The sequence below is a fragment of the Corynebacterium sp. TAE3-ERU16 genome, from assembly GCF_019209935.1.
In the GTDB taxonomy this organism is placed as follows: Bacteria; Actinomycetota; Actinomycetes; order Mycobacteriales; family Mycobacteriaceae; genus Corynebacterium; species Corynebacterium antarcticum.
In genome coordinates, this window is sequence record NZ_JAHUTN010000002.1 from 93,391 (window position 1) to 105,780 (window position 12,390).

Annotated in this window: 13 protein-coding genes; 8 read left to right on the forward strand and 5 right to left on the reverse strand. The window is 67.5% G+C overall.

The window, feature by feature from the left end; translation table 11 throughout:
• Positions 1-190: 190 nt before the first annotated feature.
• Positions 191-637 carry a DUF3499 domain-containing protein gene (locus KRX55_RS02620; protein WP_218406297.1) on the reverse strand — a complete coding sequence of 149 codons (447 nt, stop codon included), beginning with the start codon at positions 635-637 and terminating at the stop codon, positions 191-193.
• Between the two features lie 95 nt (positions 638-732).
• Here KRX55_RS02620 and KRX55_RS02625 point away from each other — a divergent pair, with 95 nt between their 5' ends.
• Complete coding sequence (locus tag KRX55_RS02625; protein ID WP_218406298.1) at positions 733-1,188, forward strand: metallopeptidase family protein; 456 nt, start codon at positions 733-735, stop codon at positions 1,186-1,188.
• A 60-nt stretch (positions 1,189-1,248) separates the two neighbouring features.
• Here the strand turns inward: KRX55_RS02625 and KRX55_RS02630 are convergent, their stop codons facing one another.
• The 4 genes from KRX55_RS02630 to rfbD form a co-directional block, all read right to left on the reverse strand.
• Positions 1,249-1,596 (reverse strand): WhiB family transcriptional regulator, encoded by a 348-nt coding sequence (locus KRX55_RS02630; RefSeq protein WP_255567512.1) that lies wholly within the window; start codon positions 1,594-1,596, stop codon positions 1,249-1,251.
• Positions 1,597-1,975: 379 nt separating this feature from the next.
• A complete protein-coding gene (locus tag KRX55_RS02635; RefSeq protein ID WP_218406299.1) occupies positions 1,976-3,067 on the reverse strand; it encodes a sugar phosphate nucleotidyltransferase in 1,092 nt (363 codons plus the stop codon).
• Between the two features lie 69 nt (positions 3,068-3,136).
• Entirely contained in the window at positions 3,137-4,027 is an 891-nt protein-coding gene (locus KRX55_RS02640) for a glycosyltransferase family 2 protein (RefSeq protein ID WP_218406300.1), read from the reverse strand.
• 4 nt (positions 4,028-4,031) lie between these two features.
• Positions 4,032-4,916, reverse strand: a complete 885-nt coding sequence (rfbD, locus tag KRX55_RS02645; protein ID WP_218406301.1) for a dTDP-4-dehydrorhamnose reductase — start codon at positions 4,914-4,916, stop codon at positions 4,032-4,034.
• 121 nt (positions 4,917-5,037) lie between these two features.
• Between rfbD and KRX55_RS02650 the strand changes: the two genes are divergently transcribed.
• From KRX55_RS02650 to KRX55_RS02680, 7 genes are all read left to right on the forward strand, one after another.
• Positions 5,038-6,621 (forward strand): LCP family protein, encoded by a 1,584-nt coding sequence (locus tag KRX55_RS02650; protein ID WP_218406302.1) that lies wholly within the window; start codon positions 5,038-5,040, stop codon positions 6,619-6,621.
• 34 nt (positions 6,622-6,655) lie between these two features.
• Positions 6,656-7,312 (forward strand): TIGR03089 family protein, encoded by a 657-nt coding sequence (locus tag KRX55_RS02655; protein ID WP_218406303.1) that lies wholly within the window; start codon positions 6,656-6,658, stop codon positions 7,310-7,312.
• A 29-nt stretch (positions 7,313-7,341) separates the two neighbouring features.
• Entirely contained in the window at positions 7,342-8,373 is a 1,032-nt protein-coding gene (locus KRX55_RS02660) for an ABC transporter ATP-binding protein (RefSeq protein ID WP_218406304.1), read from the forward strand.
• 275 nt (positions 8,374-8,648) lie between these two features.
• The gene (locus KRX55_RS02665; protein ID WP_218406305.1) at positions 8,649-9,968 is read left to right on the forward strand and encodes an ABC transporter substrate-binding protein; all 1,320 of its coding nucleotides are present in this window, start codon (positions 8,649-8,651) and stop codon (positions 9,966-9,968) included.
• A gap of 262 nt (positions 9,969-10,230) precedes the next feature.
• Complete coding sequence (locus KRX55_RS02670; protein ID WP_218406306.1) at positions 10,231-11,301, forward strand: carbohydrate ABC transporter permease; 1,071 nt, start codon at positions 10,231-10,233, stop codon at positions 11,299-11,301.
• The gene (locus tag KRX55_RS02675) at positions 11,298-12,119 is read left to right on the forward strand and encodes a carbohydrate ABC transporter permease (protein ID WP_218406307.1); all 822 of its coding nucleotides are present in this window, start codon (positions 11,298-11,300) and stop codon (positions 12,117-12,119) included. Before KRX55_RS02670 ends, KRX55_RS02675 begins: the two co-directional genes overlap by 4 nt.
• A 43-nt stretch (positions 12,120-12,162) precedes the next feature.
• Complete coding sequence (locus KRX55_RS02680) at positions 12,163-12,381, forward strand: hypothetical protein (RefSeq protein ID WP_218406308.1); 219 nt, start codon at positions 12,163-12,165, stop codon at positions 12,379-12,381.
• Positions 12,382-12,390 lie beyond the last annotated feature (9 nt).

Sequence of the window (12,390 nt, forward strand, 5' to 3'; positions counted from 1 at the left end):
GCTGGTCGAACACTCACCCGCCGGCCAGACCGGGTCCGTTTTTGTTTCCGCCCGATCATACCCGGGGGTTTCCGGCGCGCCATCAGCGGACAGGCGGCGGTGGGGGTGTCCTCCCCGGATCAACGGGACGTGATCCCCTGTTCGCCCCACCCCGCACCCGGATCATCACCGTCCGGGAACCGGCGCTCCGTCACCCGTCCTGTTCACCGGACGAGTCGGGTCCGGGCTCATCGGGATCCGGGACGACGTGCAGATGGGAGCGGCGACGCTGCCGGGCCGCCTGAATGCGCGGCATGCGTCGGGCGGGATGCCGGGAATCGTCGTCCCGGGAAGCGGACTCGGGGCCCTCCGGAACCAACCCCGAGGTGGATCTCCCGGCCTCACGGACGGCTTCCGCCAGGGCGGTGAGATCGTCGTCGTCACCGAACTCCGGGTGTATGTGGTTGAAACGCAGGAGTTCCCAACCGAGAGGCGCGGTGATGGAGCCGGCGTGGTGGTCGCAGAGGTCCCAGCTGTGCGGCTCACTGTTCGGGGCGAGCGGGCCGATCACCGCCGTCGACTCGGCGTAGGCGTACGTCAGGGTGGCCACGGCGGGTTTGCCGCAGCCCGGGCGGGAACAGCGTCGAAATTGGCTCACGGGGACAAAGTCTAGACCGTAGGTTGAGGTTTAGGTAGTGCCCTCCCCCGGCGCGCCCCCTCAACGGGGACGGTGGACACCGCTACGATGGGCCCATGCCCGTCCAGTCATCCCGCAACCGTCGGGACAGGGGACCCCGGGGCCCACTGCTCCCCCCGGGAACGCCCCGGTACCGGACCGCGAGCCAGCTCTTCGATGCCGCGGTCGTCGACGCCTACACTCCGTTGCTGGACTCCTACCCCGAACAACTCCGGAACCTGGACGTCGCGGTCGACACCGTTCCCCGCATGCGACTCCGCCCGGACATGACGGTGTTCCCCGAGGAGATCGCCGCCGACGGACCCGTTCCGCTGGGCCGGGTCATCCCGGCCGGCGTCGATCCGCTCGGCCAACCGACGCGGGCGCGGATCGTCATCTTCAGGAAACCGGTCGAACAGCGTTGCTCGGGAACCGCGGAACGGACGGAACTGCTCCGACGGATACTCACCCAGCTGGTCGCCGCCCACCTCAACGTCGATCCCGCCGACATCGACCCAAGGTTCCACGACTGACCGGGAACACCGGTACGGGGAACGTCAGTGGGCGAATCGGGCGCTCAGCGGGTGCATCAGTTACCCGAGCTGCTTCTTCAACCGGCGACGCTCACGCTCGGAGAGACCGCCCCAGATGCCGAAGCGCTCGTCATGCTCCAGTGCGTACTCGAGGCACTCATCTCGAACACCGCACGCCTGGCAGATACGCTTCGCCTCGCGGGTTGATCCGCCCTTGTCCGGGAAGAACGCCTCCGGGTCGGTTTCGGCGCACAGCGCCTGCTCCTGCCATTCCTGCTCGACGGCACCGAACAGCGCATCCAGAGGCAGGGTGACTCCGCGGAGCACGGGACCGTCGGCCGGCGCCCCGCCGTCACGGCCACCCACGGGCACGCTACGCAGAGACGCATCGGACGCGTAATCCTCCATGGGCACTCCCTTCCCCTGGTTGGCGTTGAACAATTCCGGACCACGACCCGGGGGCCGCGATGCTGGCGCGGAGATCCGGATGGAGAGGATCGACCCGGCAGCCAGTTACATAAGTGTGATTACACACGCGCCCCTAGATATCGTCAACCCGGAAGGGGGCTATTTTTCACTCCCGACGCGTTTTCCCAGGAAGTAAACAACATCAGCAACAGCAGTCACTGACGAGTGGAGATGGGGGTGAACCAAGGGGGTGCCACATGTAGTGGCTCCCCCTCCGTCAGATCGCAATGGGCTGAATGCTCGGCGTGTCGCAGCCGGAAACCGGGCCCGAATGATGTTAGAGCACGGGGCGCCGTACCGTGGTGCGACGTGCCGCCGCTCAGGCGTCCGACGAGAACCTGACGCCACCGTCGGGGATGACGACCCCCGGCCAGACGCGCATCCCGTTGCGCAGCTCACAGCGTGCACCGATCTGCGCCCCCTCACCGATCACGGCGTCGAAGATCCGGGCGTTCGGTCCGATGTGCACACCCGAGGCGATGATCGAGTTCTGGATGATCGCCCCCGGCTCTATGGTCACACCGTCGAACACCACCGTGTCATCCAACCGACACCCCGCACCGATCTCCGTGCCACGGCCCACGGATGTTCCACCGAGCAGCAGAACCCCGTCCTTGACACCGGCTGACTCGTGGACGAGAGACTCCCCGGTCTTTCCCTCGAGCAGAGGAGACGGGGCGATTCCACGCACCAGGTCACTGGACCCGCGGACGAAGTCGTGGGGGGTCCCCATGTCCCGCCAGTAGGCGTTGTCCACGTGTCCGTACACCCGGCAGCCCTCCTCGAGGAGGCGCGGGAACGTCTCCCGTTCGACAGAGATGTTCCGGCCCTCCGGGATGCCCTCGATGAGCTCGCGGCGGAAGACGTAGCACCCCGCGTTGATCTGATCGGTCGGCGGATCCTCGGTCTTCTCCAGGAAATTCCGGACACGCCCCTCCCCGTCGGTGGTCACACACCCGTAGGCCCGGGGATCGGCGACGCGGACGAGGTGCATCGTCAGATCGGCGTTCTTCTCCGCGTGGGTCCGCAGGATGCCCCCTAGATCGGCACCACCGAGCACGTCACCGTTGAACACCATCACCGTGTCGTTGCGGAGACGATCGTAGACGTTCCGGATCGCACCACCGGTGCCCCGGGCGGTCTCCTCGACGACGTACTCGATCTCCAGCCCCATGTCGGAACCGTCACCGAAGTGCTCCTCGAACACCTCGGCACGGAAAGAGGTACCCATGACGACGTGGGTGATCCCCGCAGCACGGATCCGGCCGAGCAGATGCGTGAGGAACGGCACATTGGCCGTTGGCAGCATGGGTTTCGGTGTTGAAACGGTGAGCGGTCGCAGCCGGGTTCCCTTGCCACCCACGAGAATGACGGCGTCGGTGTCCTTCGCTACCTCATGTAGATCAGTCATCTGGTCTCTTTCTTCCGATCGGTTCTTCGGGTGACAGTACCGCACCTGTGGGGTGTCGGGCTGCTACGGTCAGCGGCGCAACGGGAGGGGCCGGGACGCCGCCAGGGCCACCGCGGCCCGGAGCTTCAACCCCAGCCAGAGCACGATCCGCAGCGGCGCCATCCACGGCCCCGGGTGCCGGTCGGCCTGGAAGCGGTAGGCACTGTCGTGGTGTGCCGGAAGCATGAGATCGAGGTGGGCACCGGCCGAATGCCCCTGATCATGTCCGATCAGGGCGGCGGGACAGTAGACGTTCTCCCACCCCGCGCGGCCGAGCCGGTCCCCCAGGTCGACGTCCTCGAGATACATGAAGTAACGCTCGTCGAACCCCCCGACGGCGTCGAAGGCCGACCACCGCAGCAGCAGACAGGATCCGGACAGCCATCCGGCGGTGTGTTCGGTGTCCATGTCCGTGTCCGCTCGGTACGCCGCGGTCCAGGGATTGGACGGCCAGACCTCCGAGAGCAACGCATGTCCGACACCGTTGCGCAGAGTTGGGACAGCACGCGCCGAGGGATAGGTGCTGCCGTCCGGCTGACGTATCCGGGGACCGACGGATCCCGCCCTCGGATGCCTTCGGGCACACGCGATGAGCTCGTCGATGCTGCCGGGACCGAAGGTGACGTCCGGATTGACGACGATGAGGAACTCGGGGTCCAGTTCGCCCCGGTCGCGCCGGGCCCGCAGCATCCGGGCGGCGACGTTGATGGCGCTGCCGTATCCGAGATTGCCCCCGGTACGCAGCAGCTCGACGTTCTCCCGCCCGTCGGCGGCCCGCTCCGGGACCCCGTCGGTCGATCCGTTGTCCGCCAGGATGACGTGCAGTTCCCGCCCACTGGCGTCGGGCAGTGAGCGGAGGAAACTGTCGAGATGCCGTCCCGGCGAATAGGTCACGGTCACAACGGGTAGAGGGAGGGTCACGGGGTCAGAGTCTAGCGCCCACCGCACGGGAGACGCCGGACCGCCACTCCGGAAGTTCGCCGTACCGCTCAGACCATGCCCCCGTGTCGAGAACCGACCACCCGGGCCTGGGCGCCGGCCGCGGATACTCCGTACTGCCGCAGGGCTCGACGCGTTCCGGATCCGCACCGGCCTCGGCGAACACCTGTCTCGCGAGGCCGAACCAGCTCGTGTGCCCCGCTCCGGCGGCATGCAGGATTCCGGTGGGCGCGGATCCGTCCGCCGCGAGCCGCCACAGTCCCCGGGCGAGATCCACGGCGTAGGTGGGGTTGCCGAACTGGTCGTCGACCACCCGGACCGGGCCGTCCTCCGCGGCGAGCCGCAGCATCGTGCCCACGAAGTCGCGGTGCCCCGGCAGGAGCGCTCCGGAGAAGACCCAGGCGGTCCGCACCACCGTCGCCCGGAGACCACACCGGTCCGAGACCTCACCGACGGCGCGTTCCCCGGCGCGTTTGGTGATTCCGTAGACGCTGTCGGGATCGGTCGGCGCGTCCACGGGAAGCGGACCGGCCTCCGCGCTTCCGGAGGAACCGAAGACGTAGTCGGTGCTGAGGTGTATGAATCGGGCGCCGATCTCCGCGCACCGCCCGGCCAGCAGACCGGGTGCCCGGACGTTCAACGCCTCCACCTCCGCGCGACGCCCCGGGTCCTCGGCCCCGTCGACGTCGGTGAAGGCGGCGGTGTTGATCACGACATCGGCACCGTGGAGCACAGCTGACGTCCCGACGGCCTCCGCCGATGTGACGTCGAGGGCCCGCCTGTCGAGCCATCTGACCCTGATCCCCCCGGGAGCCGTGAGCCTCAGGGCCGAGGCGACCTGTCCGTTGCTTCCGGTCACTACGACGTCCATGGCATAGACTCCTTCTCTGACAGTGGCGTGCGGCCCACGCCCGTGAGGGGGTGCCCGGTTCTCCGGGAGCGCCCCACCGCCACCTTAGAGCCCTTTTCGTCGACGCAGTTGGAGCTTGCCCGTGACCGATCACCACCGCCCGGTACGCGACATCCAGCCACCGCCGTCACCGGTACCGGAGCTCGCTCAGACCGGCCCCAGGGCACTGAGGATCCTCCTCTCGCTGATGTCGGTCGCGGTACTCGTCGTTTCCGGCATGGGCTACTTCACGGTCGGCCGTCTCGGCGACACCGTCGCAGGTGCGAGCAACCTGAATCTCGGCGGTGGGACCAGGGTGAAGAAGGGCGAACAGCTCGACGGCGCAACCGACATCCTCCTCGTGGGGTCGGATTCCCGGTCGGACGCCCAGGGAAATCCCCTCACCCCGGATGAGGTCGCCATGCTCCGGGCCGGCGACGAGGCGAACGACAACACCGACACGATCATGGTCATCCGGGTACCCAACGACGGTTCGTCGGCGACAGCCATCTCCATCCCCCGGGACACCTACATCCACGATGACGAGCTGGGCAACACGAAGATCAACGGCGTCTACGGCGCGTACAAGGCCCAGCGCAAGGAGGAGCTCGTCGAGGACGGGGTCACCGACGAGAACAAGCTCGAGGAGCAGTCCAAGGACGCGGGGCGCAAGGCGCTGATCAATTCGGTGGCGAATCTCACCGGAATCACCGTCGACCACTACGCGGAGGTCGGGCTCCTCGGCTTCGTTCTGCTCACCGATGCGGTCGGTGGCGTCGAGGTCTGTCTCAACGACGCGGTCTACGACGAGTTCTCGGGCGCGGACTTCCCCGCCGGACGGCAGAAGCTCTCCGGGCCGGACGCGCTGTCCTTCGTCCGCCAGCGGCACGGTCTTCCGCGGGGCGACCTGGACCGGATCGTCCGTCAGCAGGCCTACATGGCCTCGCTCGTCAACCACGTCCTGAGCAGCAGCACCCTGTCCAACCCGAAGACCCTCAACCAGTTGGGCGAAGCCGTGAGCCGGTCGGTGATCATCGACGAGGACTGGGACGTGATGAGTTTCGCGAACCAGCTGCAGAATCTCGCCGGCGGTCGGGTGCAGTTCACCACGATCCCGGTGACCTCCATCGACGGCGTCGGCGACTACGGCGAGTCGGTGGTGACGGTCGACGTCGACTCCGTCCACGACTTCTTCGACACCCTCCTCGGCGATGAGGACGGTGGCCGTGGAAACACCTCCGGTTCCACCGCCTCCCCGACCGAGGACAGGAAACCGGTGCCGGAACTCGACGTCCACGTCCTGAACGCGACCACCGTCTCCGGGAAGGCGGGCAGGGTCGCCGGCGCCGTGAAGGAACTCGGTTACCGGATCGGCGAGGTCACCAACGCCCCCGACGGCCTCTATCCGGAGAGCGTCATCGTCGCGGCGGATGCCTCCGATCCGGCGGTCAGACTCCTGTCCGAACAGTTGGGCGGCCTCGAGATCACCGAATCCCCGACCCTGGTCGACGGTGAGGCGGTCGTCGCGGTCGCAGCGGACTGGTCCGGCCCCGTCGCGGCGGAACCGGTCGACGGCTCCGCCGCGACGGGAACGGACGGGGCCACCGTGGGACAGCCAGGGCCGGACCCCGCCCCCTCGGCACCGGTCATCGATGCCGGTGGGAACGGTCCGAGGTGCGTCAACTAGGACCGTCCCCGCGGGTTTCACCTACCCTCGGGGTATGGACCTGCTCCGAGATCTGTTGGCCGCCGACCCCGGTGTGCCCCGTCTGACCGTCTACAACGAGACCACCGGCGCACGCCTCGATTTCTCCGCGCAGACCCTCGACAACTGGGCATCGAAGGTGGGGAACATGCTCTACGAGGAGTTCGATCTCCAGCCCGGTTCCCGGATCGCCGTGGACCTCCCCGCCGGTTGGCAGTCGGTCGCCGTGGTTCTCGGCGCCCTGGCCGCCGGGATCGACTACGCGATAGGCTCCGACCCCTCCGCGGAGGTTCTGTTCACGTCACCTGACCGGGTCGACTCCACGTTCACCGGCGACACCGCGGTGGTCACCGACGACCCCTTCGGCCGCGGAGTCGAGGAATGCGGGGGCACCATGCCGGACGGAGTCGTCGACTTCGGCCCCGTGGTGCGCTTCTACGGCGATCAGTTTCCTTATCCGACGAAGACGCTGCGCGAGGTCGTCGGTGATTCCGCGGTCCTTCCCCCCGTGGGAGCCAGGACCCTGATCACCGGGTGGACCGACAACGCGGGATTCCGCTCCGGGGTACTCGCCCCTCTGGCTGCGGGAGGCTCGGTGGTGGTGGTGAACGGTCCGGTCGACTCGGCCCGCCTGGAGGCGATCTCCACCACCGAACGGGTGACGCACAGGTGAGACGCCGCCACCGCTGCTAGATTCTCCTCATGGCTACCGTTCGCTTCGACAACGTCACCGTCCGCTACCCCGGCGCAGAACGCCCTTCGGTCGACACCTTCGATCTGGAGATCGGGGACGGCGAATTCCTGGTTCTCGTGGGCCCCTCGGGCTGCGGGAAGTCCACCACACTCCGGGCACTGGCGGGCCTGGAGGACGTCGAGAGCGGAAGCATCCTGATAGACGGCCGCGACGTAACCCGTGCGGAACCCGCCGACCGGGACATCGCGATGGTCTTCCAGAACTACGCCCTCTACCCCCACATGAGTGTCGCCGAGAACATGGGCTTCTCCCTGAAACTGGCGAAGCTGCCGAAGAAGGACATCGAGTCCAAGGTCCGTGACGCCGCGGAGCTGCTCGGACTCACCCCGTTCCTCGACCGGAAGCCGAAGGACCTCTCGGGAGGTCAGCGGCAGCGCGTCGCGATGGGCCGGGCCATCGTCCGGAATCCAGCGGTGTTCCTGATGGATGAGCCCCTGTCGAACCTGGACGCCAAACTGCGCGTGCAGACCCGGACCGAACTGGCTGCGCTGCAGCGCCGACTCGGCACCACGACGGTGTACGTCACCCATGACCAGGTCGAGGCAATGACCATGGGAGACCGCGTCGCGGTACTCAAGGACGGCATCCTCCAGCAGGTCGCCCCACCCCGGGAACTGTACGAACGTCCCGTCAACGCGTTCGTCGCCGGGTTCATCGGGTCCCCCTCGATGAACCTGATCGCCGCGGACGATCCCGAGCGGGGCCGGGTCACCCTCGGCATCCGCCCGGAGCACGTCCGTCCACTGGGCGACGGAGAGCCGCAGCCCACCGGGACGGTCGTCGACGCCGAGGTCGATCTCGTGGAGGAACTGGGATCGGAATCGTACCTGTATTCCCACCGGGTCGACGCACCGGATGTCACCGTGGTCGCCCGGCTGCGGGACATCCCGACTCCCGCCCGCGGTGATCGCGTCCGGCTGGCGCTGGACATGGATCGGGCACACTGGTTCGACGCGGAGACCGGCGACAGACTGGGGTGAGCGCCCCCGGGACGACCGGCCGAACGGCGTTCCCGTGTGCACCGGCGGGGAGCCGGTACCCGACGCTTCACCTGCACAATCAGTTTGACCGCTCCCCCACGGATGTGACGTGACTCCCCCCACATACGACATCTCTCCACCTGATCCCGTCCGTTTTGAACGGTATCGAAGGTATAGTCGGTCACAACCGCCCCGATGTGTGTCCCACTTCATCACCCGCACTCCGGGACACGCGGGACCACACCGGGGAAAACCGAACGAGAGGTAGTCACCTTATGACGATCAGATTCAACCGCAGAGCCGTCACCGCCGTCGCGGCCACCGCTTTCCTCGCGACCGGCGCCCTGACCGCCTGTTCCTCCGACTCCGGCGAGCCCGCGGAGAAGGCCACGTCGGCCAGCTCCGCCGCCTCTTCCGCGGCGAAGGACGCGACCTCCTCCGGCGATGAGGCCCGCGGCCCGATCACCTTCGCGATGGGCAAGAACGACACCGACAAGCTCAAGCCCGTCATCGAGAAGTGGAACGCCGAGCACCCGGAAGAGAAGGTCACCCTCAAGGAACTCGCCGGCGAGGCCGACGAGCAGGCCGACACCCTGAAGCAGGCGCTGCAGGCCAAGAGCACCGACTACGACGTCATGGCACTCGACGTCATCTGGACCGCCGAGTTCGCCGCGAACCAGTGGCTCGAGCCCCTCGAGGGCGACATGGCCGTGGACACCTCCGGGCTGCTGCAGTCCACCGTCGACTCCGCGACCTACGTCAACAAGCTGTACGCGGTGCCGCAGAACACCAACGGCCAGCTCCTCTTCCGGAACACGGCCCTCGTCCCCGAGGCCCCGGAGAACTTCGGGGAACTCGCCGAGGACTGCGAGAAGGTCTCGGAGCAGGACAAGGACTGCCTGACCCTGCAGCTGAAGAAGTACGAGGGCCTGACCGTGAACACGGTCGGCTTCATCGAGGGCTGGGGCGGCCACGTCATCGACTCCGATGAGAAGCCCGTCGTCGACTCCGACGACTCCAAGGCCGGGCTGAAGGCACTCGTCGACGCCTACGACGACGGGGTCATCGCGGGTGACTCGATCTCCGCGACCGAGGAGGAGACGAACCTGGCCTTCACCGAGGGCCGTACCGCCTTCGCCATCAACTGGCCCTACATGTACGGCAACGCGGAGAAGGACAACTCGGCGGTCAAGGGCGAGTTCGCGGTGCAGCCGCTGGTGGCCAAGGACGGCGTCGGTGTCTCCACCCTGGGCGGATACAACAACGCCATCTCGGTCTACTCCGAGCACAAGGCAACCGCGCGTGACTTCATCGAGTTCATCATCTCCGAGGACAACCAGATGAGCTTCGCCGAGGCCTCCTTCCCGCCGGTGCTCGCATCGATCTACGACGATGAGGATCTCATCAAGGAGTTCCCCTACATGCCCGCGCTGAAGATCTCCCTCGAGAACGCTGTCCCGCGTCCCGTAAGCCCCTTCTACCCGGCGATCTCCAAGGCGATCCAGGACAACTCCTACGCCGCGTTGACCGGTGAGAAGAGCGTCGATGACGCAGCGTCCGACATGCAGGCGGCCATGGAACAGGCCAGCCGCTAGTCGGCCCCCGGGTGGGCGGTGGGACACCGCTGACCCGGATCCCCCCCCACACCGCGGATCCGCCCCGGTGGCCGACACGTCGTCGGGCACCGGGGCGGACCTCTGCGTACCGACCGCGTTCCACCGCACTCCGCCCCCGCGCCACCCCCGGCCTCCGGGGAGGATGTCCACCCCGGTGCCCGGCGGGTAGATGTAGTAGTGGGATGACCCCACCGGGCCCACCGCCTTCAACCGGGCCCCCACCACCGGACCGAGGAGTTCCATGTCCAGGTTGAAACAGACCCGCTCTGCGGTAGCGCTCATCGCACCGACGATGATCGTGCTGGCCATCGTCATCGGGTATCCCATCATCCGCGCCATCTGGTTGTCGTTCCAGGCGGACAAGGGTCTCGACCCGACGACGGGATTCTTCGTGGAGGGGGGATTCGCGGGGCTCCGGCACTACCTGTACTGGCTGACCCAGAGCTGCCCCGCCGGGGGCGGGGAATACAGCACGTGCCCCCCGGGTGTGTTGTCCACGGACTTCTGGCCCGCGCTCCGGATCACCCTCTTCTTCGCTGTGGTCACCGTGAGCCTGGAGACCGTCCTCGGCATGTGGATGGCGACCGTCATGAACCGCGAGTTCCTCGGCCGGGGGCTGCTCCGTGCCGCGGTCCTGATCCCCTGGGCGATCCCGACCGCGGTCACGGCGAAACTGTGGCAGTTCATCTTCGCCGATCAGGGCGTGGTCAACGCCGTCCTCGGACTGGATGTCCGGTGGACGACCGACCCGTGGGCGGCGCGGACGGCGGTCATCCTCGCCGATGTGTGGAAGACGACGCCATTCATGGCGCTGCTCATCCTCGCCGGCCTGCAGATGATCCCGAAGGACGTCTACGAGGCCGCACGCGTCGACGGCGCCTCCAGGTGGCAGATCTTCACCAGGATCACCCTCCCGCTGGTGCGTCCGGCGCTGATGGTGGCGGTCCTGTTCCGCACCCTCGACGCACTGCGCATGTACGATCTCCCGGTCATCATGATCTCCGGGGCGTCCAGTTCACCGACCGCCACCATCTCACAGCTCGTGGTCGAGGACATGCGGCAGAACCACTTCAATTCGGCCTCGGCGCTGTCCACCCTGATCTTCCTGCTCATCTTCGCGGTGGCGTTCGTGATGATCCGGTTCCTCGGCGCGGACATCCGCGGCAGTTCACGGACGGCCAAGGGCACCGCACCCGCCCCCGTCGATGAGGCGCCCGCGGCCCACAATCCACTCGTCCTGGTGGCCCCGGGCGCCGGTGTGGGGACCGCTGACCGACACGGAAGCAGCACTGAAGGAGAGGAACGGCGATGAAGACCGTCCGCAACTACATCGGTGTCCTGGCGATCCTCGTCTGGGGGCTCGCGCCCTTCTACTGGATGCTGGTCACCGCACTCCGGGACTCGGACTGGACCTTCGACACGACCCCCTGGCCGACGCACGTCACCCTCGACAACTTCCGCGATGCCCTGGCGACGGACGCCGGCAACAACTTTCTCGCCGCGATCGGTAACTCGCTGATCATCGGTCTGATCACCACCGTGGCCAGCGTCCTCGTCGGGGTCTTCGCAGCGTATGCGCTGGCCCGGCTGGACTTCCGCGGCAAGGGCATCGTCACCGGCATCGTCCTGGCGGCCAGCATGTTCCCGGGAATCGCCCTGGTCACCCCCCTCTTCCAGCTCTTCGGCGATCTGGGGTGGATCGGGACCTACCGGGCCCTGATCATCCCGGACATCTCCTTCGCGCTGCCGCTGACCATCTACACGCTGGTGAGCTTCTTCCAGCAGCTCCCGTGGGAGCTCGAGGAGGCCGCGCGCGTGGACGGCGCCTCCCGGGGCCAGGCGTTCCGGCTCGTCCTGCTCCCGCTGGCGGCGCCCGCACTGTTCACGACCGCGATCCTGGCTTTCATCGCGGCATGGAACGAGTTCATGCTCGCCAAGCAGCTCTCCACGACCGCGACGGAACCGGTGACGGTGGCGATCGCACGCTTCTCAGGCCCGTCCGCGTTCGAGTACCCGTACACCTCGATCATGGCCGCGGGTGCGCTGGTGACGGTCCCCCTCGTCATCATGGTGCTCGTGTTCCAGCGTCGTATCGTCGCCGGCCTGACGGCCGGCGGTGTGAAGGCCTGAGCGGCGACCCGTACCCGAAACCGCACCTCAGGGAGGAGCACCCTTGTCCACGCCCCGACCAGACCGCGACCCGTCCGAGGCCCGCCGCCGGAGACTGCAGCGTGACACCCTCACCGGATTCGTGTCCTTCTTCGCGGCGGTGGCACTGCTCCAGGCGGTGATCAACGTGACGCGCCCCGAACCGGAGGTGTGGCCCGCGGTGCTCGCGCTCGTCCTCGTTCTCGCCGCCGTCTGGTTGTGGCGTTCCGGCAGGAGGCACTGACCGGCCCGG

Excerpts from the sequence above, each read along its gene's own strand:
- KRX55_RS02625 (WP_218406298.1), top strand. The coding sequence starts at position 733 with ATGCCCGTCCAGTCATCCCGCAACCGTCGGGACAGGGGACCCCGGGGC.
- KRX55_RS02630 (WP_255567512.1), bottom strand. The coding sequence starts at position 1,596 with ATGGAGGATTACGCGTCCGATGCGTCTCTGCGTAGCGTGCCCGTGGGT.
- KRX55_RS02635 (WP_218406299.1), bottom strand. The coding sequence starts at position 3,067 with ATGACTGATCTACATGAGGTAGCGAAGGACACCGACGCCGTCATTCTC.
- rfbD (WP_218406301.1), bottom strand. The coding sequence starts at position 4,916 with ATGGACGTCGTAGTGACCGGAAGCAACGGACAGGTCGCCTCGGCCCTG.
- KRX55_RS02655 (WP_218406303.1), top strand. The coding sequence starts at position 6,656 with ATGGACCTGCTCCGAGATCTGTTGGCCGCCGACCCCGGTGTGCCCCGT.
- KRX55_RS02660 (WP_218406304.1), top strand. The coding sequence starts at position 7,342 with ATGGCTACCGTTCGCTTCGACAACGTCACCGTCCGCTACCCCGGCGCA.
- KRX55_RS02665 (WP_218406305.1), top strand. The coding sequence starts at position 8,649 with ATGACGATCAGATTCAACCGCAGAGCCGTCACCGCCGTCGCGGCCACC.
- KRX55_RS02670 (WP_218406306.1), top strand. The coding sequence starts at position 10,231 with ATGTCCAGGTTGAAACAGACCCGCTCTGCGGTAGCGCTCATCGCACCG.
- KRX55_RS02675 (WP_218406307.1), top strand. The coding sequence starts at position 11,298 with ATGAAGACCGTCCGCAACTACATCGGTGTCCTGGCGATCCTCGTCTGG.